Here is a 24,328-nt window from a genome sequence, read left to right as displayed (position 1 = left end):
GACGCAACCATGAACAATATTGCCTATCTCGTCGGTGCCGTCGTCATTGTTCTGGCGATTCTTTCCTTTCCTGGTTTGCGTTAGGACAACGCCCCCGGCGGGTTACCCGCACCCCTTGCTTGCAGCGCCCGCGCCAGAAGACCCGGGCGTACCCGCTGCAGTCGTCCCTCGATAGCGTCTTCGTTGCGTTGCCACACGACGCCGGCTCCAATAGCCGCCAATCCTATGAGTGTGAGCGTAAACGGAAACAGCAGCGAGTCCTCGAATACGTTGTGGGCGAGATGCCCCAGGTAACTCGCGACCCCCAGACCGCCAAACACGACGAATGTACGGCGCGCCAGTATGGCGCCGGCCAGGATCAAGCCAAGGTTGATCGCACAATACCCGAGCTTGGCCAGTTCACTGTCGCTGGAGGTCGCCGAAAGTGCGCCCCAGAATCCGATCAGCCCGAACAGATAGATCCAGAAGGCCTGATCACGTGGACCACACTGGCGCAGATCAATCCACAGCGCCAACATGATCGTTGCCAGCCCGAACAACAGAGTGAACTGGCGGCGAAGTTCCCAGTCCGCTTCGCCTCCGGTCACAACCGCGGCCAGGTCCATCCCGATATACCAGAGCGTTACCGCGATCGGCAGCGTCAGGAACGGCAAACGGAACCGGTAGAACACACTGGTCCCCACCACCAGGGTTCCCAGCTCCATGAACCACCAGTGCCAGTCGACCCAGCGATGGTAATCGGTGTAGACATCGTGGCCGGACGGCCACCAGCCCAACGCCTTCTGGAGGCTGAAGATCGCAACCGGGGTGCACACAGTAACCAACGCCCCGAGGACACCCGCCGGGATCGCCAGCCGGCGTTGTTCAAGCAGCCAGGCGGCCACATGCCAGCACCCGATCGCGTACCCAATCGCAAGCGCCGCGCCCATCCAGGGCCCGAGTTGATTCCAGGCAGCATTGAGAAACAGAGAGGCGGCGCCAATCGCCAACAGGCCGCCGAAATAGTACAGCAGGTGTGCAGCCCGGAACTGGGGCCTCTCACCAGCCGCCGCCTGCCCCTCGGCCAGGAAACCCCAGAGTCTCTCGGCCTGCCCCGGCCCCAGAATCCCTTCCCGCTCGGCACTCGCCAGTACCTCCTGATCGACCTTCATTCCTCACTCCCTGCGTTCACTCCCCGACAAACCAGCCCATGCTAGTCCTCAAGGTCTTTCCTCATCTGCTCGAAGTCTTCCCGGCTGATCTCTCCTCGAGCGTATCGTTTCTTGAGAATCTCGATCGCCGATTCGGACTCCCGGGAACGCGGGGACCGTCTCTCATCATTCTCCCATCCCGGGGATCGAGGCCCCCCTCTGCCGAAGAGCAGGTAGATCATGATCAAAGCGATGATGAGCATGGTGATCGGCATGATCATGGGAAACATGCCCCATCCACCCCACCAGAAATGTTCAGGCCCCATCAGTGTTCTCCTTATTCATTCCCGCCATTATGGCACTCCCAGCGTAGCAGGTGCGCTAGGGCGCGTTTTCGTCAGTATTTTTTACATGTAGGACTGACAGCAACATAGGGAGCCTAGATACCCGACTGTTTTCCTGAAAAAAACCCTATATCGGATCATTAATTGCAATTTTTTCCAATGAAGTCATCGAAAACAACACGGACGGAGAAGAACCATTTTTTTTCTATAAAACCAACAGTAAAGGCCTTTCTGACAATAGCGGTTCTGTCAGCATTACCTGGCATAGCGATGTCTACCCTTCTTTTTGAGAGTGACAGCAGTGAGCCTGGAGACACACTTACTTATAAGGAAGCAGCGCCGCAGCCAGACTGCGGCGCGGAAGGCAGGTTTCTGGATCAGTATTCCAGACAGATCTTCCCGAAGTGCTTACCCGCTTCCTCATGCCGGAACGCGTCCGCGATCTCCTCAAGCTTGAAGCTGCTGTCGATCACGGGCTTGATACCGGTGGTTTCGAGGGCGCGGACCATGTCCATCTGGTGGCGGCGGCTGCCCACGAGCAGGCCCTGGAGGCGTGCCTGCTTGGCCATGAGCTTGGCGGTGGGGACTTCGCCCCCGCTGCCGGTGAGTACGCCGATCAGTGAGATGAGCCCGCCCACGCGGATGGCCTCGATGGACTGCGCCACGGTGCCGGGGCCGCCCACTTCAATCACCTGGTCCACGCCGTGGCCGTTGGTGAGCTTCTTGACCGTTTTGCCCCACTTGGGGTCTTCCTTGTAGTTGATGGTGTGCTGGGCACCCATCTTGCTGAGGCGTTCCAGCTTCTCGTTGGAGGACGAGGTGGCGATGACGTTGGCACCCATCGCACGGGCAAACTGCAGCGCGAAGATCGAGACGCCACCGGTGCCGAGCACGAGGATGGTGTCGCCAGCCTTGATGTGGTTGTCCACGGTCAGCGCGCGCCAGGCGGTGAGGCCGGCGGTGGTGAGCGTGGCGGCTTGGGCGTGGCTGTAGCCTTCCGGAGCGCGGGTGAAGGCGGTCGCGGCCCGCACCACCTGTTCGCGGGCGTAGCCGTCGAGGCCGTCGCCGGGCACATTGGTGAAGTTGCCTTCCTGGGGTTCGCCATCGAGCCAGGGCGGGAAGAAGGTGGAGACGACGTTGTCGCCCACAGCGAATTCCTCAACGCCCTCGCCCACGGCTTCCACCACGCCGGCGCCGTCGGACATGGGGATGCGGCCATCTTCGGTCGGGATGCCGCCATTGGCAACCAGGTAGTCGTGGAAGTTGAGGGAGTTGGCGTGCACCCGCACGCGGATTTCGCCGGGGCCGGGCTGACCGGGTTCGGCCTGGTCGGCGACCTTGAGGTTATCGAGCCCACCAGGGCTGGTGACGGTGACCTGTTTCATGAGGTGCACTCCTGTTCCGTTGCGGGTTTTGGGATGACGAGGTTCATCATTGGGCGTCACTGCATTGGCGTCAAGACACGCCGGAAATTCCACACCGTGATTGGCCGCACAGGCCATTGCGTTCCCGATTTCGGTTAGCTTTTCAAAGTTCCTTGAAAAGCGGAACTGCACCACGGAAACTTGCCAGTCGGTTATGTTACATCGGACATTGGATGACAAAAGTCCGCGTAATGCAGTGCGGCTTGAGGAGGCTGACCATGAAGACAGGGCTTATCGTCGACTCCGCGTGCGACATACCCCATGAGTTCAGCAGGGAGCACGGGCTCTTCGTTCTACCGGTAACGGCACACATTGATGACCAGACCTACACCGACACCCACGACCCCAAACTGACCCAGGAGTTCTACGAGCAGGGGCTCCTACAGAAGGGCCACCATGCCGAAACCGAGGCGTTCTCGGCGGAGCAGATCCATCAACTGTTCATGAAACAGATCGTGGACCACTACGACCTGGCGATCTGCGAGACGGTCACCCGCTCCCGAAGCAAAATCTACGAGAACGCCAGTGTCGCCATGAATACCGTGCTGGCCGAATACCGCCGCAAGCGTGACGCTGCCGGTGAAACGGGCAACTTCTCGATGCGGGTGGTCGACAGCAAGCAGATCTTTGCTGGCCAGGGCCTGCTGGCTGCCCACACCATCCGTCTCATGCAGCAGAACCTGGACAAGAACGCGCTGCGCCACGAGATCGACACCTTCACGGACAAGATCTACAGCGTGGTGATCCCCAGGGATCTCCACTACATCCGCGAACGTGCCCGCCGCAGGGGTGATAACAGCGTCTCCGGGCTGGTGGCCTTCCTGGGCAAGGCCCTGAACATCACGCCTGTGATCTTTGGCAAGGGCGCCGAGGGCAAACCGGCCACCAAGACGCGCGGTTTTGAGCCGGCGGTCGAGCAGGTGATGAATTACGCCGTGGCCCGTGTGGAGGCAGGGCTGCTCACCCCCTATGTATCACTCTCCTGCGGCATGAGCTGGGAAGAGATTGAGGCCCTGCCCGGGCTGCAGCGGTTGCGTGATACCTGCAGAGCCCATGGCGTGGAATTGCTGCTTTCCCAGATGGGCATTACCAGCACCATCTACATTGGGCCGGGCAGCCTGTGCCTGGCGCTGGCGGCGGAACCGCACGCGTTCAGCGACTTCCAGTAATGGGGCCTGCGGATGCCCGCCTCCGCTGTGTTACGATTCGCACACTAATTAACACAGCGGAGCCGTCATGACAGCGGAGATCGTCATTGTTGGCGGCGGTGCCGGGGGGCTGGAACTGGCCACCAAACTGGGCCGCCGCATGGGGCGCCGGGGTGAGGCGCGCATCACTCTGGTCGACCGTAGCCCTACCCACATCTGGAAGCCACTTCTGCACGAGGTGGCCTCCGGGGCCATGGATTCCTCGGTAGATCAGATCAGCTACCGGGGCGTGGCGCGCCACCGGGGTTTCCATTTTGTGCTGGGTGAATTCGCGGGGCTGGACCGCGACGCGCAGACCATCACGCTCAATGCCATTCTCGATGAAAAGGGCCAGACGATACTGCCCGAACGTCAGATTCCCTATGACTACCTGGTACTGGCCATCGGCAGCATCACCAATGACTTCGGCATTCCCGGAGTGCGCCGCCACTGCCAGTTCCTGGACTCTCCAGAGCAGGCACAGCATTTCCACCAGAACTTCCTGAACACTCTGATGCGGGTGAACAGCCAGCGCCGCACGGACCCCGATGCCTGCGCCCGCATTCCCATTGTGGGCGGCGGCGCCACTGGGGTAGAGCTTGCGGCCGAGCTGGTGCATGCCTCGGAAACGGTACACGAATACGGTTTCTCCCAGGCCGACCGCAGCATGCTTCACATCACCCTGCTGGAAGCCGGGCCACGTCTTCTGCCCGCCCTGCCCGAGCGGATCTCTCGGGACACGCTGCGGGAGCTCCGCGAACTCGGGGTGGACGTACGGCTGGAGGCCCGGATCACCGAAGCCCGGGACGATGCCCTGGTGGATCAGGATGGCCGCGAGATCCCCGGTGACATCATGGTCTGGGCCGCCGGCGTACAGGGCCCAACGCTGATGGAACACCTTGACGGCCTGAGCCTGCAGCCTAACCGCATGCTCAAGGTCGCCGCCACACTGCAGTCCGTGGATGACCCGAACATTTTTGCGTTGGGCGACTGCGCGGCCTGCCCCCAGGAGCAGGGCTTCGTACCGCCACGCGCCCAGAGCGCGCACCAGATGGCGGACCACCTGGCCGGCAATCTGCGCCGGGCCATGCAGGGGCGTGAACTCAAAGCGTTCCAGTACCAGGACTACGGGTCACTGGTGAACCTGAGCCAGTATTCCGCGGTCGGCACCCTGATGGGCGGCACCTCCAAGGGCAGCCTGCGGGTGGAAGGCCGGCTGGCACGGCTGGTCTACATCTCGCTGTACCGGATGCACCAGATCGCGGTCTTCGGCTGGTTCCGGGGGCTGCTGATGGCCCTGACGGACCGCCTGCACCGGGCCTTCAAGCCCAAGATGAAGCTGCACTGAAACGTCAGTCGTCCGGCACCAGACGGTTGTTCTCGCGCCGCACCCGGCGCGGGATCCTCATGTTCATGGCCTCCCGGCCGCCAACTTCATCCAGCAATTCATCCACGGGCCCGCGCTGGTCCTCCGCCAGCCCCTGATAGAAATCCAGGGGCCGCTGCAGCTTCCATTGGGGGAAGCTCATCAGGGCCCGTGTCTCATCCACCCCACTGAGGTGGTACTGGTGTACGCCGAGCTTGCGGGGCACTTTCTTCCCGGGGTGCTCATCAATCCACTTCGCCACGGCGTCCACGGTCTCGCGCAGCACCGGAAACTGGCTCCCGAACTGATGCTTCAGCAGCGGATACAGGGTCTCGGGTATCTGGTCATCCGTCAGCCAGTCGCCCACGCGGGGTTTGCGGGTGTTCATGCGCTCGATCCATTCAACCAGGTGCGGGGCACGGCGCTTCATGATGCGCCCGGGCGCCGGATCCCGGTAAAGGTGCGCGTAGAGTGGGGCCATCAGGCCAAAGTCCCCGATGCTGGCACGTTCGCCCAACAGGTAGGGGTGCTGGGCGAAGTGGGCGTCAAGCTGGTCCAGAACCGAGTAGTACCAGTTTTCGATGGCGGAGCTGGTCTTTTCCGTAATGCCCAGCATGGGCAGCATACCCGAGAAGCGTTTCGCCAGTCGGCTGCCGGCCAGCCGCCGCAGCGGCTCGGGCAGCCAGGGCGAGACGATCTTGCCGAATTCCCCGTGTATGAACCGCCGGTTCTCCTCTGGGAAACTCCAGCGGAAGTGCATGGCCGGGATCAACAGCCATTCGTCCGCGTACAGTTCCACCAGCAGCGACACCAGCCGCTGCTTCGGTGTGCTCGGGTAGATGCCGCGTTCGGGAAACCGCGCCTCCAGGGTGTCGATGATCTCAACGGTGTCCTGGATGAAGTCGTGTTCGGGGGTTTCCAGAACCGGGATCATCGACACGCCTGTCTTCGGGATCAGCACCCGGCGGTACACGGAGAGAGTGGCAAGACGCTCTTCGAACGGGATCCCCTTGTATCGCAGGTAAGACCGGGTCTTGCCACTGTAGAGGGAAAACCCGGTTCCATAGTGGGTAAAGGCGTAGGTTGTGGTCATCGGAACTCCCTTTCTCGGGCTGTTCAGCTCAGCCAGCGGTACATGACGTGTGCATCCACAAACCCATACTCGGGATGTTCGAATGCGCCCGGCAGGGTGCCTGTGACCTCGAAGCCGTTGCGCTCCCAGACCTTGATGGCCCCCAGGTTGGTGGACACCACCAGATTATACTGCATCGCCCGGTAGCCCATCCGCTTCGCCTCTTCCATGGAATGCTGGCACATCAGGTCCGCCAGACCGCGCCCACGAGCATTTTCAGCCACCAGGTAGCCACAGTTGCAGACATGGCTGCCCGGCCCGGGCGCGTTGGTCTTGAGGAAATAGGTGCCCAGATAGGTCTCATCGTCATCCAGCACGACGTAGGTGCAATCCGGTTTTTCCACCCAGAAGGTGAAGGCGTCGTCCTCGTTGATGTCGGTGGGGACGGCGTAAGTCTCTCCGGCACGGAAGACCGGCTCCAGCATGGGCCAGATTCCGGGCCAGTCGTCCGGCAGGAAGTGGCGGATCTCAGGCATGGAGGCTCCTCAATCGTCCCAGCGGAAGATGGTGGCGCCGGCCTCGGCGTGGGTAACCTGGTCCCGGAAGCCGGCAAAGAGTTCACGGCCAAGCCCTTCATTACCCCGGCCCCAGTGCACCGGCTGGCCATGGTCGCGCCCTGCCTCCCAGTGTAGCTTACCGGCAGCGGCATCAATACGGACACGGTCGCCATCACGGATGCGACCGATGGCACCGCCACGGGCAGCTTCCGGATACACGTGGATCGCGCTGGGCACTTTACCCGAGGCGCCGGACAGACGTCCGTCCGTGAGCAGTGCCACCCTCAGGCCATCATTCTGCAGATTGGCGAGCACCGGCATCAGCTTGTGCAGCTCCGGCATGCCGTTGGCGGCGGGCCCCTGCCCCGGAAGCACGGCCACGACGTCATGGGTGAGCTCCCCGGCCTCGTAGGCATCCATCAGTGCCTGCTGATCCGCGAAGACGCGGGCGGGCGCCTCGATGCACCAACGATTGTCCGGCACCGAGGATGTCTTGATGATGGCCCGGCCCATGTTGCCCTCCAGCCGGTGAAAGCCACTGTCCGCCAGGAAGGGGTCATCCGCCGAACGCAGACATTGGGGATCGCCGGTGGCCTCGCGGGGCGCGCCCTGGACCAGGCGCCCGGCCCCATCGAGGCCGAGCGGGCGGGTGTAGTCGTGGATGGAGTCGCCAAACATCACGCTCACATCCTCGTGCATCAGCCCTGCGCCCAGCAGCTCCCGCATCAGGAAGGGCACACCACCGGCACGGTCAAAGTCGTTGATGTCCGACTCACCGTTGGGATAAAGGCGGCACAGCAGAGGCACCACCCGCGAGAGCTCGTGGAAGTCCTCCCAGTCGATACGGATGCCGGCCGCGCGCCCGATGGCCACCAGGTGGATGCTGTGGTTGGTGGAACCGCCGGTGGCCAGCAGCGCCACCATGGCGTTGACCAGCGTCTTCTCCGAGACCACCTGCGACAGGGGACGGTAGTCGTTCCCCAGGTCGGTGACCTCGGTGATCCGACGGCTCGCGGCCTGGGTGAAGGCCTCGCGCAGGTCCGTACCCGGGTTTATAAAAGAGGACCCTGGCAACTGCAGGCCCATGACCTCCATCAGCACCTGGTTGGAGTTGGCGGTACCGTAAAAAGTGCAGGTGCCCGGCGAATGATAGGAGCGCGACTCCGCTTCCAGCAGTTCATCGCGGCTGATTTCACCGCGCGCGTGCTGTTCCCGGATGCGGGATTTCTCAGCGTTGGACATGCCCGAGGGCATCGGCCCCGCCGGTACAAAGAGCGTGGGCAGGTGGCCAAACCGCAGGGCGCCGGTCAGCAGCCCGGGCACGATCTTGTCGCAGATGCCGAGGCAGAGCACGCCGTCGAACACGTTATGGCTGAGCCCGATGGCGGTGGCCTGGGCGATCAGGTCCCGGGAGAACAGCGACAGCTCCATCCCCGGCTGCCCCTGGGTAATACCGTCGCACATGGCGGGCACGCCAGCGGCGAACTGGGCCACATGCCCGGCCCGCGCCACCGCACGCCGGATCTGGTCCGGAAAGTCTCCATAGGGCTGATGCGCGGAGAGCATCTCGTTGTAGGCGGAGATGATGCCGACGTTGGCACTGCGTTGCGTCTGGCGCAGGATCAACTTGTCGGAATCGGGCTTGGACGCCATCACATGCGCCAGGTTGGTACAGCTCATGGTCTCGCGCTGCGGCCCGTCCCGGCGGGCACCGGCCATCAGCGCCAGGTAGCGGTCCCGGTCGGTGGCGCTGCGTTCGCGTATGCGCCGTGTAACTGCCTCAACCGTCGGGTGCATCGTCTGTCTCCCTTTCATCCCAGAGTCGTCCGTCACGGGCCAGCAGCATGGTCGCTGCTGAGGGCCCCCAGGTTCCCGCCCTGTAAGGCTCCGGACGGGCGCCTGAATCACGCCAGTTCTGAAGGATCGGGTCCACCCATTCCCAGGCCGCCATGAGTTCATCATGGCGAACGAACAGCGTCTGGTTATCCTGGATCACGTCACTGAGCAGCCGCTCGTAGGCGTCCGGTGCCCGCTCCCGTCTCAGGGTCTGCGGGTTGAGGCTGAGCTCGGACATGCGGATGTCCATGGCCGCCCCGGGGCGTTTCTCGCTGAATGAAAGCTGGATGCCCTCGTCCGGCTGCAGGCGGAAGACCAGGCGGTTGGCCATGCTCGCGCGCTGCTGCGGAAAAATCGAATGCGGCACGGGCCGGAAGTGGACCACAATCTCGCAGGTGCGTTCCGGCAGGCGCTTGCCTGTGCGCAGGTAGAACGGCACCCCGGCCCAGCGCCAGTTATCAATGGCAACACGCATGGCCACAAAGGTCTCCGTGGCGCTCTCACGGACATCGGCATCCTCCGTGTAGCCGGCCTCACCGCCAGCTCCGGAGACATACTGCCCTCGCACCACCTCTTCGGCGATGGAGGCGGCTTCCATGGGCCTGAGGGCTCGCAGCACCTTCACTTTCTCATCGCGCACCGCATCCGCATCAAGGGTGTTCGGGGGTTCCATGGCCGTCATGCACAGCAGCTGCAGCAGATGGTTCTGCACCATGTCCCGCAGGGCCCCAACCTCATCATAGAAGGCACCGCGGCCGGCCACGCTGCCGGATTCGGCAATGGTGATCTGGATGTGATCGATGTAACGGTGATTCCACTGACTCTCGAAGATGGAATTGGCAAAACGCAGAACCAGCAGGTTCTGGACGGTTTCCTTGCCCAGGTAATGGTCGATGCGGAAGATCTGGCGCTCGCTGAAGCATTCCCGCACACTGCTCTCGATTGCTTCCGCCGAGGCGTAATCCAGCCCTATGGGCTTCTCCAGCACAATCCTGGACCGCCCGGAGACCAGGCCCGCCTCATCCAGCGCCTGGGTGATACCAGCGTACAGGTCAGCGCGGGTGGCGAGGTAGAAGATGCAGTGCTGCCCGTCCAGACTCCCACGCAGACGCCCCAGCACGCCCGGATCCGTGGCATCCGCGGACACATAGTCCACATGGGCCAGGAACTCATCGGCGACATGGCCTTCCAGCGCATCGACGAGTTCCGCGCGCCATTCATCGCGGGTACGGGCACTGCGGCTCACGCCCACAAGCTGCCAGTGCTCCGGCAGGGCCCCGTCACACCAGAGCGCATACAGGGACGGCACCAGCCGCCGCCGGGCCAGGTCGCCTGCGGCGCCGAAAAGGACCAGGGTGAAGGGCGTGGCATCGTTTGGGTTCATGATTACAGCATGAGCAATCCCTGCGGGCAGCGCAAATCAAAGAACCGCAATGAGCACCCTCTTTTTTGTGCAACGGATTGTTTACACTGGTGGCTTCTGGAATCATCCGTGCATCAGCGAACACACAACAGGGAACGCAAGCCATGATCAGCAAATGCCTTTTCCCGGTCGCCGGTTACGGCACCCGCTTTCTCCCGGCCACCAAGGCCATGCCCAAGGAGATCCTGCCCATCGTCAACAAACCGCTGGTGCAGTACGCGGTGGAAGAGGCCTCGGAGGCGGGCATTCAGGATATCGGCTTCGTCACAGGCCGTGGCAAGCGTGCCATCGAAGACCATTTCGACATCAGCTATGAGCTGGAACATCAGATCGCGGGTACCGGCAAGGAAGATAACCTCAAGGGCATCCGCAACCTGATCGAGAACCACCGCTTCGCCTTTACTCGGCAGAACGAGATGAAGGGCCTGGGCCACGCCATCCTCACCGGCCGCAACCTGATCGGTGACAATCCATTCGGGGTCATCCTGGCGGATGACTTCTGTGTTGCCGGAGACAATGACGACGGTGTCATGGCCCAGATGGTCAAGCTCTACAACCAGTTCCGGTGCAGCATCGTGGCCATCGAGGAAGTGCCCGAGGACGAAACCCACAAGTACGGGGTCATCGAGGGCGAAACCATGAAGGACGGTCTGTACCGGATCACCGACATGGTGGAAAAGCCACCAAAAGATCAGGCCCCCTCAAACCTGGCCATCATCGGGCGCTACATCCTGACGCCGGATATTTTCGACATCCTGGAGCGGACCAAGCCTGGCAAGGGCGGCGAAATCCAGATCACAGACGCCCTGCTGGAACAGGCAAAGAACGGCTGTGTTCTTGCCTACCAATTCCGGGGCCGGCGTTTTGACTGTGGCAGCATTGACGGTTTTGTCGAGGCGACCAACCACGTGTACGAAAACGTCTATCGCCGCGGCGAACGCAACCTCTGAGCGGAAACACAGGCTGGCGCATGGCGGAACACACGGCAGGCAGAGAACACAGACCAGGGACGGTCATCTTTCCGGAGGCCAGCTGGCCCGACGATACCCCTCTCCCGACCCGGAGCATCACCGAGGCTCGCCAGCATGCGGTGCTGGCGCTGCAGCGGTTCCTCGCCGCTGAACAGCTCCCCCAGGGGTGGATGAGTGTTTTCCCGCGCCTGGTCATCCCCATGGCCGCGTGGCTGCTCACCGACCGGCGCCGGCTTGGCCGCCCACTGGTCATGGCCATTGGTGGCAGCCAGGGCAGCGGCAAGACCACCCTGGCACGGGCACTGAGGCTGGTTCTACACCACTGCTTTGCCGTCTCCTCCTGCGTGCTCAGCCTGGACGACTTCTACCTGAGCCGGCATTCCCGCCGCGAACTTGCGGACACCGTGCACCCACTGCTGGCGACCCGTGGGGTTCCCGGCACCCACGACATCGAGGGGCTGCTGGAATGTGTGGAGAGGCTGCACGGTGCCAGCCATGATACCCGCACGCCCCTGCCACTCTTCGACAAAAGCGCGGATGACCGGCTGCCCGAGTCCCAGTGGCACAGCTTCCAGGGGCGCCCCGGCATTATCCTGCTGGAGGGCTGGTGCCTGGGCGCCCAGGCCGTCGACGAGCGTGAGCTCGACACACCGGTCAACAGCCTGGAGGCTGAACAGGATCCGAGCGGGCTCTGGCGGCATTATGTGAATGAACAGCTGGCCGGTCGCTATCAGGATCTGTTCCAGCGCTTCGACCGCTCACTCTTCCTGCAGGCCCCATCCTGGGACGCCGTGCAGCGCTGGCGGCTGCTCCAGGAGGCAAAGCTGATCCGCAATCGCAGCGACAGCTACCGCGCCCACCTGGACGAAGGCGATGCCTTCGCTACCTTCATGGCGCATTACGAGCGTATCACCCGACGGCTGCTTGAATCGCCACCCGCGTCCGATATCCATCTGGCCCTGGATGAGCAGCAACGCTTTAAGGCCCTCACGTTCAACCCATCAAAGAGGTAGTACCTTGGGTAACCGACTTTTCCATCTTTACGATCGAACCGTTCTGTCCCATCCAGTGCTTACCCTGCTCCTGGTGCTCATCGCCGCCGTGATAGCCGGATTGCGCCTGGACCAGTTCCGGCTCGATGCGTCACCGGACACCTTGGTCATGGAGGGCGATGAGTCCTTCGAGTATTACCAGCAGACCTATCAGCGGTTTGAGACCACGGATGACTTCCTGGTAGTCAGCTACCAGCCGGAAGGCGAGCTGTTCAGCGACGACGCGCTCAACCGGCTGGAGCAACTGCGCGACGATCTTATGGCCGTTGAGGGCATTGATGAGAGCAACAGCATCCTCAACGTGCCGCTGCTGCACAGCCCGGACATGACGCTCATGACCGTGAGCAAGCACATGAAGACCCTGGACGGGGATGATGTGCCGCTGGATACCGCCCGCAAGGCATTGATGGAGAACCCGCTCTACCAGAACATGCTGGTCAGCGAGGACGGTACCACCACCGCCATCCAGCTGCTGCTGCCCACGGACGAACGCTATTACGAGCTGCGCGACCGGCGCGACGCCCTCCAGCAGAAGGAAAGCGACCAGGGGCTCTCTGAAGCCGAGGAAAGCGAGCTTTCACAGGTGCTGGCCGACTACCGCCAGCGCAAGGAAGCCCTGAACGCCCAGCAGGACCGGATCATCCGGGACGTGCGCGACGTCCTTGCCAATTACGGGGATCAGGCCCGCATCCACCTGGGCGGCGTGCCCATGATCGTGGCCGACATGATGGCTTTCGTTGAGAGCGATCTGGTGACCTTCGGTCTCGGCGTCCTGGCTTTCATCATCCTGATGCTGGGCATCATCTTCCGCCAGCCGCGCTGGGTGCTGCTGCCGCTGCTGTGCTGCGCTCTTACCGTATGGCTCACCCTGGGCTACCTGGGCTGGACGCACTGGCCGGTGACCGTTATCTCTTCGAATTTTGTGTCGCTGCTGCTGATCATCACCATGTCGCTGACGATCCACCTGATCGTGCGCCATCGTGAGTACCAGCAGGTGCAGCCTGACGCCAACCGCTACCAGCTGGTAGCCGAAACCGTCAGCGCCATGGGCCGGCCCTGCTTCTACATGGTGATCACCACCGTCGTTGCGTTCGGTTCCCTGATTTTCAGTTCAATCCGGCCGGTGATCGACTTCGGGCTTATGATGACCGTGGGCATCCTGATCGGCTATGCCGTGGTCTTTCTGGTCCTGCCGGCGGTGCTCATGCTGCTGCCGCGCGCTGCCCAGCCCGGAGGTGCGCTGCACCGCACACCGGTCACGGAGTACCTGGCCCGGGTTACCGATAACTACCGAGGCACAATTCTGGCCTTCAGTGCCGCATTGGCAGTGGTCTGTGCCGTGGGTGTGTCCTGGCTGTCGGTGGAGAACCGTTTCATCGACTACTTCAAGTCGGATACCGAGATCCACCAGGGAATGGTCGTGATCGACCAGAAACTCGGCGGCACCACGCCACTGGATGTGATCATCAGTCTTGAGCAGAATGACGGCGCGCCCACCGAGGACTGCGATCCCTTCGTGGACCCTGAGTGTGAGCCGCGGGAGCAGATTGACAGTTTCTTCAGCACCGATGGCGCTGAGCTGGTCAAGACCATTCATGATTTCCTGGACGAGCAGCCCCAGACGGGCAAGGTGATCTCCCTGGCCACCACCATCCGGCTGGCGGAGCGCGTCAATCAGGGCAAGCTGAACCCGCTGCAGCTGGGGCTGATGGGCCGCGCCTTCCCCGAGGACCTGCAGGGACTGCTGCTGGATCCCTACGTCAACGAGGAAACCGGCGAGGCCCGCTTCAGCATCCGCCTGATCGAATCCTCGCCGGAGCTGAACCGGGATGCCCTGTTCGAGCGCATCCGTTCACACCTGACCGGCGAGATCGGCCTCGAGGACGAACAGGTCAATCTCACCGGCATGGCGGTCCTTTACAATAATATGCTGCAGAGCCTGTTCAGCTCCCAGATCAAGACACTGGGCGCCGTGTTCCTGGCCATCATGGCCATGTTCCTGGTCCTGTTCCGATCACTGCGCGTGGCGGTGGTGGCGATTGTGCCCAACCTTCTGGCCGCGGGCACGGTCCTGGGCATCATGGGGCTGATGGGCATTCCGCTGGACATGATGACCATTACGGTCGCCGCAATAACGGTGGGCATTGCCGTGGACGACACCATTCACTACATCTACCGCTTCCGCGAGGAGATCCATCGTGATGGCGACTACCAGGCCGCCATGCACCGCAGTCACCAGACCATCGGCCGCGCCATGCTCTACACCTCGCTGACCATCATTGTCGGCTTCTCGATCCTGGCCCTGTCGAACTTCATCCCGACCATCTACTTCGGGGTCTTCACAGGCCTTGCCATGGCGATCGCCCTGCTCGGCGCACTGACGCTGCTGCCAAGGCTGCTGCTGATGGTAAAACCCTTCGGGCCGGATCAGGGAGCAGCAACGGAGAACGGATGATGACCCTTCTGACGACCCTGGTGCTACTGATCATGGTGGGCCTGAGTGGCTGGACGCTGTACTGTCTCCGACAGCAGCGCCGCCGCGTGGAACATGCACTGGCACGGGTGGCGGACCCGGAGCTGCCACCGCCGGAGATGCTGATGACCGTACGCGTGCTCAACCCGATTGAGGTGGCCCGCAGGGAGTCGGCCGGCGCTCGCCTGGTGGGTGACTACATGCCCGAGACCGTCCGCCGCATCGTGTTCCGCCAGCTCACTTCGGAGCTTGATGAAGCCCTCTCGGAACGTGGCATCGAGTCCGAAATCAGCGTTGAATACAGGTGATCGCCATGATGATGCTTCTCAACCTGCTGCTTGGCGCCACCGCGCTGACCCTGTCAGGTCTGGCCGTGCGCGAGCTCCATCACCAGGAACAGCTGATCCAGCGCCTGGAACAGTACGCCGCCCACGAGCGACGCCCCAAACAGGGTCGCGTCATTCACAGCAATTACGAAGAGCCGATCACGCCGGCCTTTGAGACACTGCCAAGGCGGATCATCGACCAGCTGACCCGGCGGCGCTGACCCTCCCGACATAGTGCTACTGCTACTCTTTCGCACACATTTGTCCGTTGCGAATATTTATTATTTAGTTTAACGTTCCGCCCTATTACCAATTCGTTATGGGGTGACCACATGAATGTCCGCCAGGGACCAAGCCTGCTTTCGATCAGCATTGCCCTACTAAGCACCGTTCCGGGCGCCGTTATTGCCCAGGAGGGAGCGGCCAGCCAGAGAACCTTTTCCGCGCCAACACTGGAAGTCCAGGCCAGCGCCGATGCCTCGGAAGAGGGGCTGAGCCCCGCCTTTGCGGGAGGACAGGTGGCCGAGGGAGGCCGCGTTGGGCTGCTCGGCAATCAGGACGTAATGGAAACGCCCTACAACTTCACCAACTACACCGAACTCCTGATCGAGGACCAACAGGCGGCCAGTGTCGGAGACGTACTGCTTAATGATCCGGCCGTACGTGTCGCCCGGGGTTTCGGGAACTTCCAGCAGGTCTACCTGGTGCGCGGTCTGCCCGTTTTCTCGGACGACATGACCTACAACGGCCTTTACGGCCTCCTGCCCCGGCAGTACCTGGCGTCCGAGTTCATCCAGCGGGTGCAGGTTTTCCGTGGTGCCAACACCTTCCTCAAGGGGGCAGCGCCGGGCGGCAGTGGCCTCGGTGGCGCCGTGAACGTGGTGCCCAAACGTGCCCCGAATCATCCCCTCACCCAGGTGACAACGGGTGTCCAGAGCGGCGGGCAGGCCTACGCGGCGGCGGATGTGGCGCGACGCTCCGAGGACGGGCGCTACGGGGTACGGGTCAATGCGGCCCGCCGTGATGGGGATACGGCCGTGGACGGCGAATCCCGCGAACTCTCCATGACCCACATTGGGCTCGATTACCAGGGCGAAGACCTCCGGCTGTCTGCAGACCTGGGGTACCAGGATCACCTGATGGACGCGAGCCAGCCGAACATCACGATCAAAAGTGGACTGGCTATCCCGGATGCGCCGGACGCCTCCGAGAGCATCGGCCAGCCCTGGACCTACTCGGAATCAGAGGATGTGTTCGGGACGGTTCGGGGCGAATACGACTTCAACGAGGCAATAAACGGCTGGCTGGCTTTCGGTCTGCGCCAGGGCGAGGAAGAAGCCAGTTTCGCCAACCCTAAGGTGGATAACCCCAACGGTGACTATAAAGCCAACCTTTTCGACAATACCCGCGAAGACACCGTGAAAACTGGCGAAATGGGGCTCCGAACAAACTTCAAAACCGGCAGTATCGGCCACGAAGTTACCCTGGTGGGCTCAGTACATGATTTCGAATCGAAGAATGCCTATGCAGGAGTCCAAGATGGCGTTAGCAGCAACATCTACGCGCCCACCAGCGAACCTAAGCCTGCCTACAATTACTCAGGCGGTGAGCTTGGAAACCCTGGGCTCACAATAAAAAAACACCTAGAAAGTATTGCGCTTGCCGATCAGCTTTCACTGATGGATGAGCGTCTGCTGATCACTTTGGGCGCCAGGCACCAACGGATCGAAAACTACAGCTATGACTACAACACCGGAGCAGAAAACACCGAGTACGACGACAGCTTCATTACACCCACTCTCGGTGTGCTCTATAAGTTGAGCCAAACCATTTCAACCTACGCAAACTACATTGAGGGCGTAGACACAGAAAACGCGCCATCGTTTGTTGGAAATCAAGCTGTCGCAAACCCGGGCGAAGCCCTTGAACCCTACACCACCAACCAGAGTGAGCTAGGCATCAAGTACGAGAGCAACTCTTTGGGCGGGAACGTCTCCATCTACCGCAGCGAAAAACCGACGGCCGGATTGGACAATAACAGTATTTACCGCGTCCTTTACGACCAAAGCAATACAGGCCTGGAACTCAGCGGTTATGGCAAGGCCACCCAGAACCTCACCCTCCTGGGCGGCGTCAGTTTTCTGGATGCTGATGCGGATGGCAACGAAGCCATCGGCTCTCCGGACACCCAGGCCAACCTCAACCTGAAGTACGACGTCCCCGCCCTGCCCGACCTGGCGCTCGATAGCCGCCTTATCTACACCAGCTCACAGTATGCGGATTCCAACAACCAGCAGAAGGTGCCCTCCTGGACCCGGCTCGATATTGGTGCCCGCTACCTTGTCCCCATGGGGGATGACCGTTTGCTGACAGTGCGGGCCCGGGTCGAGAACGTGGCGGATCATGATTACTGGGCCTCCGCAGGCGGGTATCCGGGCCAGGGTTACCTGACTGTAGGTGCTCCGCGTACCTTCATGCTGTCAGCCACCGTCGACTTCTAGGAGACCCGGTTCCCAATGCAGCAACGAACCATCCGTGTCTGGTCAGGCATCCACAAATGGACCAGCCTGATCTGCACCGCCTTCATCCTGATGCTCTGCATCACCGGGCTGCCGTTGATCTTTCACGACGAGATCGACGAGGCGCTGGATACCCAGCAGTGGCAACCGGCGAACCCCAATGGCGAGTTGCTGCCACTTGACCGGATCCTGTCGATCGCGCTGGAGAGCCAACCGGGCGGCACCCCGCTGTTCATGAGCTTCGACAAGGAGCGGCCAGTGGTCAACGTCACTACTGGCCCCAGCCCCGATGCAGCCGCCGGGGATATGCACTTCGCCTCCTATGACCGGACCAGCGGCGAGACCGTCCCGGCTCACGAAAACGGCGTCATGGATTTCATCCTGCAACTGCATACCGACATGTTCCTGGGACTGCCCGGCATGCTCTTCCTGGGTGCGATGGGCGTCCTGCTGTTCCTGGCCATCGTTTCAGGGGTAGTGCTCTATGCGCCGTTCATGCGGAAACTGGATTTCGGCACCGTCCGAAAGAGCAAAACGCGCCGCATCAAATGGCTGGACTACCATAATCTGCTGGGGGTGATCACTATCGCCTGGCTGGCCGTCGTGACCCTGACCGGGGTGGTCAATACCCTGTCAACGCCGATACTGGATACCTGGCGGGAGCAGTCGCTTGCGGACCTGGCGCAGGGCTACGACGACCAGAGCGTGCCGGACCCGGGGGAGATGGCCTCTCTGGACTCAGCAGTAAACGAGGCCGTTAAGGCCGCGCCGGATAAAACGCTGCAGTTCGTGGCCTTCCCGGGCGGCATGTGGTCCACGGACTTCCATTACGCGGTCTTTCTGCACGGCAACACCTCCCTGACCCAGCACCTGATCACGCCGGCGCTGATCAATGCCCGCACAGGTGAGTTCACCGCCATGCGGGAAATGCCCTGGTACGTGAAGACCCTGGCCCTGTCCGGCCCCCTGCATTTCGGTGATTACGGCGGGCTGCCGCTGAAGATCCTGTGGGCGGTACTCGATGTACTCACCATCGTGGTGCTCGGCAGCGGGCTCTATCTCTGGGCCTCCCGCCGGCGCCCCGTTACCAGCGAGATCCGCGACTCCCGGGAAGCGAACTCCCCCTCTCTTACGGCAACCTCATGAGCCATAAGAACACGACCCGCAATCACCGATCACTCTGGAGGATCTTTGCAGCTCCCATCTGGATCGCGCTGGCGAGCCTCATCGGGCTGGCATCAGCGCTGATGGGTGAAGGCATCTGGAACCTTCTCTCCTGGGTCGGATTGGGTGTACCGGCGCTCGTAACCGCCTACACCCTGCACTACAGAGCCCGTTGACTCCCTTGGCCGCCAGTCCGCTCAGGTGTCCTTTCGGGCGACAATGGAGCCGATTATTACCAGCAAAGCGGCCGCCGGCAGTTCCCAGCTGGGGGCTGCAACCCCCGCCACCACCAAAAAGAATGCCGCCAGAACCGGGACGCCGTAGGCCAGACTGCCCACCAGTCCTGTGGGTCCGTTGCGGATGGCGACATCCCAGGCAACCATGGCAACGCCGTAGGGTCCCAACCCCAGGGCCGCGCCCGCGGCAATGCCGCTGTAGGGAAGGGAAACAACTTCAGGCTCAAGCACAACCCCCATCGCGGCAGCCACGATGGCCGCGATCAGAAAGATCGTAGGCATGAACGGAGTTAGCGTCACGGATGTTTTCTGGCACAGCCAGGAGTAAAGCGCCCAACAGCAACCGGCGATCAATGCGAACGCATACCCGGCCATATTGCCGGAAAGCCCGCCACTCAGGGCATCCGGCGCCAGAAGCAGTGCGGCGCCGCCAAAGGCAATGGCTGCTCCTCCCAGCACCGGCCCCGACAGCCGGCCATGGGTGAACCACTGGCTGATCAGAACGAACATCACCGGCCAGGTGTAGGTGATCAATGCCCCTTCCGCCGTCGGCGCCATTCCCAGCCCGACCAGATAGGAACCAACAGCACCCAGCACCAGAAGCGGGATGACCCCATAGATGATCGCTTCAAAGCCGGGCGGGATTTCCGCTTTGGAATTTTTCCCCAGGCTGAGAGGAAGTGCAGCCAGCGACCCCGCGAGCAGCGCAATCGTGGTCAGCCGCAGGGGTGGAATGGTCGTCGCCAGATCAATCAACAGCGGCGCTGACGCCCAGAGCACAACAGCGAACAGACCCGCAAGCGGGCCGACGGGCAACGGCATTCTCTGAGTGCTCAATACCTGCATGAACTACCTCCTTGACCTCTCACAACCTTTCAGTGACAGGAGCAGTCTATGGCCAGCATAATGATCACAAAAACAATTTTATTTGAATTAATCCATCAAGGTTTGTGATATATGAGAGCACCCGTACTGGACCTCAACCTCCTGCAGACATTCCTGGCCGTGGCCGACACCGGAACGGTGACGGCCGCTGCCGAACGGCTCAGCTATACCCAGTCAACGGTGAGCATGCAGCTCCACCGGCTTGAGTCCATGCTCGACGTGACACTGCATGAGAAAGAGGGGCGGGGGATCCGTTTCACGCCCGAGGGAGAAAGGCTTCTTGGCCATGCAAGGCGGCTTCTGACCCTCAACAACGAGGCGCTGAACGATATGAAGGCGCGCACGGTCACCGGGAGTCTCACCCTGGGTATTCCCGAGGACTACGCGTTTCTGCTCACGCCCGCACTGGCCTATTTCCATCAGATGTACCCCGCCATGCAGCTGAAGGTGATCTGTGGCGCCAGTACCGATCTGGCCAGACAGGTACAGGCCTCGGAGCTGGACCTCGCGGTGGTCACCCGCCAGACCCACTCACCGGGCGGCGAAGTAATCCGCCGGGATCCCCTGGTCTGGGCTGTGGGTGCCAACCAGCAACCGTCGCTGGTGGACCCCCTGCCCCTGGCCCTGTACAGCCCCGGCGCAGACGTTTTCCGGGAGGTAGCCGAATACGCTCTGGGCTCTGCAGGTCGGCACTGGCGCCTTGCCTACTCAAGCCAGTCCATGACGGGGTTGATGCCCGTCGTCGTGGCAGGGCTTGCCGTGGTACTCATTACCCGTGACATGCTCAATCCACAACTCAGGGCCCTGGACGAGAAAAGCGGCCTCCCCGCGCTTCCCTCCGTGGAGATCACCCTGCACCGCGCCCCAGGCCGGCCATCGGAGCCCGCAAGGCAGCTGGCGGAGCTGATACGCGAACACGTGGGTTCCGACAAGCAGTAGCGACTCCCCAGGCTCCGATCTGTCAGCTCACCTGGCAGAGTTCAGGAGTGGTGTCGCACCATTCAGCGGGCTTCGAGGCCTTTTTGGCTTCCGCGGCCCTATGAACAACCTCTTCTGTATCCATCACTGACTCTGGAGACACACGGATAACACCCGCCGCCAGCGTCGCCAGGGGCCAATTACAGACACGTCCTCCTCTGTCCTCTGCCCTGACGAAGCCTCTGAACCTGTCTTCATCCCGGTACACAGAACGGCTCTCAGCATTGAAGGTGTCCATCACGGCCGTACTGCTGCAGACCGTATGATCGATATCGTCACAGAAGACGATGAAATCGTCCCCGCCGAGATGGCCAACCATATCGCCTTCCTTCCCGAAATACTGCTGTAGAAGCCTCCCGAGCAGGACGATCAGGCGGTCGCCTGTTCTGAAGCCCAGATGGTCATTGAGGGGTTTGAAGGCGTTGATATCAAAGTAGATCATCAGAAACGGGGCACCCTCTGCGAGGCGGGACTCGATCTCCTCGTGGATCGGGACATTGCCAGGCAGCAGGGTCAGCGGATTGGCGTAACGGGCTTTCTCGATACGCTGTTCCGTCATGCGCTTGAGCAATGCCCGGGTTGCTCCCATGCCCTCGTAGAACCCGTCACGCGTTACCAGAAAATGCTGGCGCAGGTAGTCATCCTCATCCTCGGTCAGGCGCCGACTCAGCTCCTCCAGTGGCTGGTCGTGCTCAAAGAGCAGCGCATCGGATTTCATCATCTGCTTAACGGGTTTCTTCTCGTTCAGCGACCGACCAAACGTTGACCCGAACGCCTCAAGAATCTGCCATTTGTGGATCAGTCCAAGCGCCCGGCCATCATCGTCCAACACCGGCAGGGCGAAGACACCCGCCTGGGCCTGCAGCATCGTCCAGGCCTCCTCCAGCGTATTGTCACCATGCAGCGTGGGCGGATGATGGACCAGACTCGCTGCGCTCACAGTGCCGTTTTCCGGCATCCTGCTGACTGCCTTGAGTGGCTCCAGATTCGCATTGGCAACGCTGCGCGGGCGACCGAAAAGAAACCCCTGGATATAGCGCACTCCCAGGTCTCGCAGCAGTTCCAGTTCGCCATTGCGCTCAACGCCCTCTGCGACAACACGGCAATTGAGCCTTGAGGAGAGCTGCATCACCGAGCGAACGAATTCTCGCTTGACCAGATCCTCATGGATATCACGCACGAAATGCCGATCGATCTTCACGTAATCAGGCTCAACCTCGGACCAGAGTTTGAGCCCGGAATAGCCGGCGCCCAGATCATCAATCGCCACCTGGAAACCGGACTGCTTCAGCCAGGTCAGGGAGCGTTTGAGTTCTTCCATGTCGAGGGCGGGATAACGCTCCGACAGCTCAACCACCACCTGCCCGGGCGCAATGGCGCCGTCTTCCAGCAACGCCTCCAGTAAGCGATGCTCGTAGGCACCGGGCAGAAGGTTGTCGGGGCTGACATTGACGAACAGCTTCTGGGTTCTGCGTGTGGAGGTCCAGCTGGCGCGGGTGGTGCGCAGGCAGAGGTTTTCCAGCTCCAGTGTCCGGCCACAGCGCTCCGCCGTTTCAAACAGAACCGACGCGGGATGCAGGGGGCTGTCCGAGGGCCCTCGACTCAGGGCCTCATAGCCTTCCACCAGAGCCTCCCTGGCATCCACGATCGGCTGGAACAGTGTCTGGATGCCACCCTGTCCCAGCAGATTCTCCAGTTCCTGTTCAAGCTGCTCAAAGCCCATAACCTACTCCATAACGGCCTGGGTGGATTCATGCGGGTTCCCGGAAACACGGAAGGTTGCAATCAGGCTGCGCATACGCCCGGATTCCTGTCTCAGCGCCTCGCTGATCTCAAGCGCTCTGGAAACACTCCGCCCGAGGGCATCCGAACTGTCATCAAGCATGCCAATGCGGTTCTCAACCTGTTCAATCTCATGGCGCTGGAGCGCCACGGACTCACTGATACCGGCACTCCAGCGCTCAAGCTCCGTGAAGCGGTCCCCCAGCTGCTCCAGGTGGGCCTTCAGAGACTGCAGATTGTCTTGATTGTGGGTGCCGGCACTGCGCATTTCCTCGAGAAGCCCATCAACATCCGAGAACGCGCCCACCAGCTCCCCAATCCACTGCTGGATCTCGGTGGTTGATTCCGAAGTGCGCTGGGACAGGGTCCGGACTTCATCGGCAACAACCGCGAACCCGCGCCCGTGCTCTCCGGCCCTGGCCGCCTCAATGGCCGCATTCAGGGCCAGGAGATTGGTCTGCTCCGCGATGTCCGCTATGACACCACTGACCTTCTCAATGCGGGCAATGGAGTCCCGGAAAACCTGGACCGAATCCGCCACCCGTGTGATCACCTCCACGGTGTGCTCAGCCCCCTTTTCACTGCTCTTCAGAGCGCTCTGAACCTCGCTGTTGGCGGCCACTGCTTCACGCACCGTAGCCTCGGACCTGGATGTGGCATCCTCAATCTCGGAGGCCTGTGTGGTCATCGCCTCCATGGAGTGATTCACGTCCCGGATCTGCTCGCTGGTCTGGCCTGCAGCCGCCTGGACCTCACCGGCCTGAGCTTCCAGCGTGGCTGAGCGCTGATCCACACGCGCGGACACATCCCGGATCCCACCGATGAAGTCCTCGAACCTGGTGATCAGTGACGTCAACGCCCGGGTGACGCCAGCGACCTCATCCCTTCCCCGGACCGCGGGTCGTCGTGTCAGATCCGATTCCTGCTCCATCATCTCCAGATCCGCCGCCAGCTGCCGGAGTCGACGGATCACGCTGTGCCTGAGCCAGAACGTCATGCCAACGATCACGGCGAGAAATCCCACTGACCCAATGATGACCCGCCTCTTCTGGACTTCGAGGAAGCCGAGAAGCTCGATGCTCCCCTCATCAATGGAATTCCGGCTTGCTTCCTGGCGTGCTGAAATCGCCTTCAGGATGGGATCCATCGCCGAAAACAGCCTGAAGTCGATGACCTTGCCGGCCTCGTAGTAGCTCCTGTCTTCAATGGCCGGACGCATGGCCTCGATCAGTTCGAGGACACGCGCGTAATGCTCGGCGTTATCCTCTGCCCAGCCGGACAGTTCAGGGTGCTGCTTAATGGCCTGCCAGTGCTCCGGGATCCTCTCCTTCAGGCGCTGGAACGTCTGCCCGATCTCATCCCAGAGCAGCATCTGCCCCTTAATCCGGAAGGAGAGGTCCTGCAGATCCCGCATGTCTCTCTGGAAATCCTCCAGGAGCCAGGATTCCTTCAGATTGTTCCGTACCAGCTGCTCAGAGGCGGTCTCCGCCCGGTTTATGATGACCCAGGAAAGCGTCGCCAGGGCCGAAAGGGCAAAGAGTGACAGAAACGCAAACAGGAGGATCCGACCTCGCACGGTTCCCAGCATGGGGACTCCTTAACG

General features: G+C 61.6%; 21 protein-coding genes. 11 read left to right on the top strand and 10 right to left on the bottom strand.

Annotated features, from left to right (window positions below; genetic code table 11):
• Positions 1-80: 80 nt before the first annotated feature.
• From F3089_RS01965 to F3089_RS01955, 3 genes are all read right to left on the bottom strand, one after another.
• Positions 81-1,151, bottom strand: a complete 1,071-nt coding sequence (locus F3089_RS01965) for a DUF2157 domain-containing protein (RefSeq protein WP_192497248.1) — start codon at positions 1,149-1,151, stop codon at positions 81-83.
• 41 nt (positions 1,152-1,192) lie between these two features.
• A complete protein-coding gene (locus F3089_RS01960) occupies positions 1,193-1,456 on the bottom strand; it encodes an SHOCT domain-containing protein (RefSeq protein ID WP_151439167.1) in 264 nt (87 codons plus the stop codon).
• A gap of 395 nt (positions 1,457-1,851) precedes the next feature.
• Complete coding sequence (locus F3089_RS01955; protein ID WP_151439166.1) at positions 1,852-2,859, bottom strand: zinc-dependent alcohol dehydrogenase family protein; 1,008 nt, start codon at positions 2,857-2,859, stop codon at positions 1,852-1,854.
• A gap of 257 nt (positions 2,860-3,116) precedes the next feature.
• Between F3089_RS01955 and F3089_RS01950 the strand changes: the two genes are divergently transcribed.
• Together F3089_RS01950 and F3089_RS01945 are read left to right on the top strand one after the other, a co-directional pair.
• Positions 3,117-4,067: a DegV family protein gene (locus F3089_RS01950; protein ID WP_151439165.1), complete on the top strand. Its 951-nt coding sequence runs from the start codon at positions 3,117-3,119 to the stop codon at positions 4,065-4,067.
• A gap of 67 nt (positions 4,068-4,134) precedes the next feature.
• Positions 4,135-5,433 (top strand): NAD(P)/FAD-dependent oxidoreductase, encoded by a 1,299-nt coding sequence (locus F3089_RS01945; protein WP_151439164.1) that lies wholly within the window; start codon positions 4,135-4,137, stop codon positions 5,431-5,433.
• Between the two features lie 4 nt (positions 5,434-5,437).
• Here F3089_RS01945 and F3089_RS01940 read toward each other — a convergent pair whose 3' ends face one another.
• Genes F3089_RS01940 through zwf form a run of 4 tightly spaced genes read right to left on the bottom strand, consistent with a single transcriptional unit; the run spans position 5,438 to position 10,300 of the window.
• On the bottom strand, positions 5,438-6,544 hold the full coding sequence (locus F3089_RS01940) for a glutathione S-transferase family protein (RefSeq protein WP_151439163.1): 1,107 nt from the start codon (positions 6,542-6,544) through the stop codon (positions 5,438-5,440).
• A gap of 23 nt (positions 6,545-6,567) precedes the next feature.
• The gene (locus tag F3089_RS01935; RefSeq protein WP_151439162.1) at positions 6,568-7,059 is read right to left on the bottom strand and encodes a GNAT family N-acetyltransferase; all 492 of its coding nucleotides are present in this window, start codon (positions 7,057-7,059) and stop codon (positions 6,568-6,570) included.
• A gap of 9 nt (positions 7,060-7,068) precedes the next feature.
• Positions 7,069-8,877 (bottom strand): phosphogluconate dehydratase, encoded by a 1,809-nt coding sequence (gene edd / locus F3089_RS01930; protein ID WP_151439161.1) that lies wholly within the window; start codon positions 8,875-8,877, stop codon positions 7,069-7,071.
• Complete coding sequence (gene zwf / locus F3089_RS01925; RefSeq protein WP_151439160.1) at positions 8,861-10,300, bottom strand: glucose-6-phosphate dehydrogenase; 1,440 nt, start codon at positions 10,298-10,300, stop codon at positions 8,861-8,863. The genes edd and zwf overlap by 17 nt, the downstream gene beginning before the upstream one ends.
• A 143-nt stretch (positions 10,301-10,443) precedes the next feature.
• Between zwf and galU the strand changes: the two genes are divergently transcribed.
• The 8 genes from galU (at position 10,444) to F3089_RS01885 (ending at position 19,020) form a co-directional block, all read left to right on the top strand.
• The gene (gene galU / locus F3089_RS01920; protein ID WP_151439157.1) at positions 10,444-11,289 is read left to right on the top strand and encodes a UTP--glucose-1-phosphate uridylyltransferase GalU; all 846 of its coding nucleotides are present in this window, start codon (positions 10,444-10,446) and stop codon (positions 11,287-11,289) included.
• 20 nt (positions 11,290-11,309) lie between these two features.
• Positions 11,310-12,323: a hypothetical protein gene (locus tag F3089_RS01915; RefSeq protein ID WP_151439155.1), complete on the top strand. Its 1,014-nt coding sequence runs from the start codon at positions 11,310-11,312 to the stop codon at positions 12,321-12,323.
• 4 nt (positions 12,324-12,327) lie between these two features.
• Positions 12,328-14,817, top strand: coding sequence for an efflux RND transporter permease subunit (locus F3089_RS01910; RefSeq protein WP_225741644.1), 2,490 nt, complete (start codon positions 12,328-12,330; stop codon positions 14,815-14,817).
• Positions 14,814-15,143, top strand: coding sequence for a hypothetical protein (locus F3089_RS01905; RefSeq protein ID WP_151439153.1), 330 nt, complete (start codon positions 14,814-14,816; stop codon positions 15,141-15,143). The genes F3089_RS01910 and F3089_RS01905 overlap by 4 nt, the downstream gene beginning before the upstream one ends.
• Before the next feature lie 5 nt (positions 15,144-15,148).
• Positions 15,149-15,382 (top strand): hypothetical protein, encoded by a 234-nt coding sequence (locus F3089_RS01900; protein WP_151439152.1) that lies wholly within the window; start codon positions 15,149-15,151, stop codon positions 15,380-15,382.
• Between the two features lie 111 nt (positions 15,383-15,493).
• Entirely contained in the window at positions 15,494-17,662 is a 2,169-nt protein-coding gene (locus F3089_RS01895; RefSeq protein ID WP_151439150.1) for a TonB-dependent receptor, read from the top strand.
• A gap of 15 nt (positions 17,663-17,677) precedes the next feature.
• Complete coding sequence (locus tag F3089_RS01890; RefSeq protein WP_151439149.1) at positions 17,678-18,826, top strand: PepSY-associated TM helix domain-containing protein; 1,149 nt, start codon at positions 17,678-17,680, stop codon at positions 18,824-18,826.
• Positions 18,823-19,020, top strand: a complete 198-nt coding sequence (locus F3089_RS01885) for a hypothetical protein (RefSeq protein ID WP_151439148.1) — start codon at positions 18,823-18,825, stop codon at positions 19,018-19,020. The genes F3089_RS01890 and F3089_RS01885 overlap by 4 nt, the downstream gene beginning before the upstream one ends.
• 21 nt (positions 19,021-19,041) lie before the next feature.
• On the opposite strand, the gene F3089_RS01880 is transcribed toward F3089_RS01885, so the two are convergent.
• Complete coding sequence (locus F3089_RS01880; RefSeq protein WP_151439147.1) at positions 19,042-19,926, bottom strand: EamA family transporter; 885 nt, start codon at positions 19,924-19,926, stop codon at positions 19,042-19,044.
• A 111-nt stretch (positions 19,927-20,037) separates the two neighbouring features.
• Here F3089_RS01880 and F3089_RS01875 point away from each other — a divergent pair, with 111 nt between their 5' ends.
• Positions 20,038-20,904: a LysR substrate-binding domain-containing protein gene (locus F3089_RS01875; protein ID WP_151439146.1), complete on the top strand. Its 867-nt coding sequence runs from the start codon at positions 20,038-20,040 to the stop codon at positions 20,902-20,904.
• Positions 20,905-20,926: 22 nt separating this feature from the next.
• Here F3089_RS01875 and F3089_RS01870 read toward each other — a convergent pair whose 3' ends face one another.
• Together F3089_RS01870 and F3089_RS01865 are read right to left on the bottom strand one after the other, a co-directional pair.
• Positions 20,927-22,666 (bottom strand): bifunctional diguanylate cyclase/phosphodiesterase, encoded by a 1,740-nt coding sequence (locus F3089_RS01870; protein ID WP_151439145.1) that lies wholly within the window; start codon positions 22,664-22,666, stop codon positions 20,927-20,929.
• A 3-nt stretch (positions 22,667-22,669) separates the two neighbouring features.
• On the bottom strand, positions 22,670-24,313 hold the full coding sequence (locus F3089_RS01865; RefSeq protein ID WP_151439144.1) for a methyl-accepting chemotaxis protein: 1,644 nt from the start codon (positions 24,311-24,313) through the stop codon (positions 22,670-22,672).
• Between the last annotated feature and the right edge of the window lie 15 nt (positions 24,314-24,328).

Origin of the sequence: Halospina sp. K52047b, from assembly GCF_008709855.1 — a bacterium.
Taxonomy (GTDB): domain Bacteria; phylum Pseudomonadota; class Gammaproteobacteria; order Pseudomonadales; family Oleiphilaceae; genus Halospina; species Halospina utahensis_B.
The sequence above is the reverse complement of the archived record's forward strand: the minus strand, read 5'-3'. Positions and strand labels throughout refer to the sequence as shown.

What these genes read in the sequence shown, in the direction of transcription:
- zwf (WP_151439160.1), bottom strand. Translation starts at nt 10,300, where the DNA reads ATGAACCCAAACGATGCCACGCCCTTCACCCTGGTCCTTTTCGGCGCC.
- F3089_RS01960 (WP_151439167.1), bottom strand. Translation starts at nt 1,456, where the DNA reads ATGGGGCCTGAACATTTCTGGTGGGGTGGATGGGGCATGTTTCCCATG.
- F3089_RS01895 (WP_151439150.1), top strand. Translation starts at nt 15,494, where the DNA reads ATGAATGTCCGCCAGGGACCAAGCCTGCTTTCGATCAGCATTGCCCTA.
- F3089_RS01965 (WP_192497248.1), bottom strand. Translation starts at nt 1,151, where the DNA reads ATGAAGGTCGATCAGGAGGTACTGGCGAGTGCCGAGCGGGAAGGGATT.
- F3089_RS01905 (WP_151439153.1), top strand. Translation starts at nt 14,814, where the DNA reads ATGATGACCCTTCTGACGACCCTGGTGCTACTGATCATGGTGGGCCTG.
- F3089_RS01875 (WP_151439146.1), top strand. Translation starts at nt 20,038, where the DNA reads ATGAGAGCACCCGTACTGGACCTCAACCTCCTGCAGACATTCCTGGCC.
- edd (WP_151439161.1), bottom strand. Translation starts at nt 8,877, where the DNA reads ATGCACCCGACGGTTGAGGCAGTTACACGGCGCATACGCGAACGCAGC.
- F3089_RS01880 (WP_151439147.1), bottom strand. Translation starts at nt 19,926, where the DNA reads ATGCAGGTATTGAGCACTCAGAGAATGCCGTTGCCCGTCGGCCCGCTT.
- F3089_RS01885 (WP_151439148.1), top strand. Translation starts at nt 18,823, where the DNA reads ATGAGCCATAAGAACACGACCCGCAATCACCGATCACTCTGGAGGATC.
- F3089_RS01950 (WP_151439165.1), top strand. Translation starts at nt 3,117, where the DNA reads ATGAAGACAGGGCTTATCGTCGACTCCGCGTGCGACATACCCCATGAG.
- F3089_RS01900 (WP_151439152.1), top strand. Translation starts at nt 15,149, where the DNA reads ATGATGATGCTTCTCAACCTGCTGCTTGGCGCCACCGCGCTGACCCTG.
- F3089_RS01870 (WP_151439145.1), bottom strand. Translation starts at nt 22,666, where the DNA reads ATGGGCTTTGAGCAGCTTGAACAGGAACTGGAGAATCTGCTGGGACAG.
- F3089_RS01865 (WP_151439144.1), bottom strand. Translation starts at nt 24,313, where the DNA reads ATGCTGGGAACCGTGCGAGGTCGGATCCTCCTGTTTGCGTTTCTGTCA.
- F3089_RS01915 (WP_151439155.1), top strand. Translation starts at nt 11,310, where the DNA reads ATGGCGGAACACACGGCAGGCAGAGAACACAGACCAGGGACGGTCATC.
- F3089_RS01945 (WP_151439164.1), top strand. Translation starts at nt 4,135, where the DNA reads ATGACAGCGGAGATCGTCATTGTTGGCGGCGGTGCCGGGGGGCTGGAA.
- F3089_RS01955 (WP_151439166.1), bottom strand. Translation starts at nt 2,859, where the DNA reads ATGAAACAGGTCACCGTCACCAGCCCTGGTGGGCTCGATAACCTCAAG.
- F3089_RS01890 (WP_151439149.1), top strand. Translation starts at nt 17,678, where the DNA reads ATGCAGCAACGAACCATCCGTGTCTGGTCAGGCATCCACAAATGGACC.
- galU (WP_151439157.1), top strand. Translation starts at nt 10,444, where the DNA reads ATGATCAGCAAATGCCTTTTCCCGGTCGCCGGTTACGGCACCCGCTTT.
- F3089_RS01940 (WP_151439163.1), bottom strand. Translation starts at nt 6,544, where the DNA reads ATGACCACAACCTACGCCTTTACCCACTATGGAACCGGGTTTTCCCTC.
- F3089_RS01935 (WP_151439162.1), bottom strand. Translation starts at nt 7,059, where the DNA reads ATGCCTGAGATCCGCCACTTCCTGCCGGACGACTGGCCCGGAATCTGG.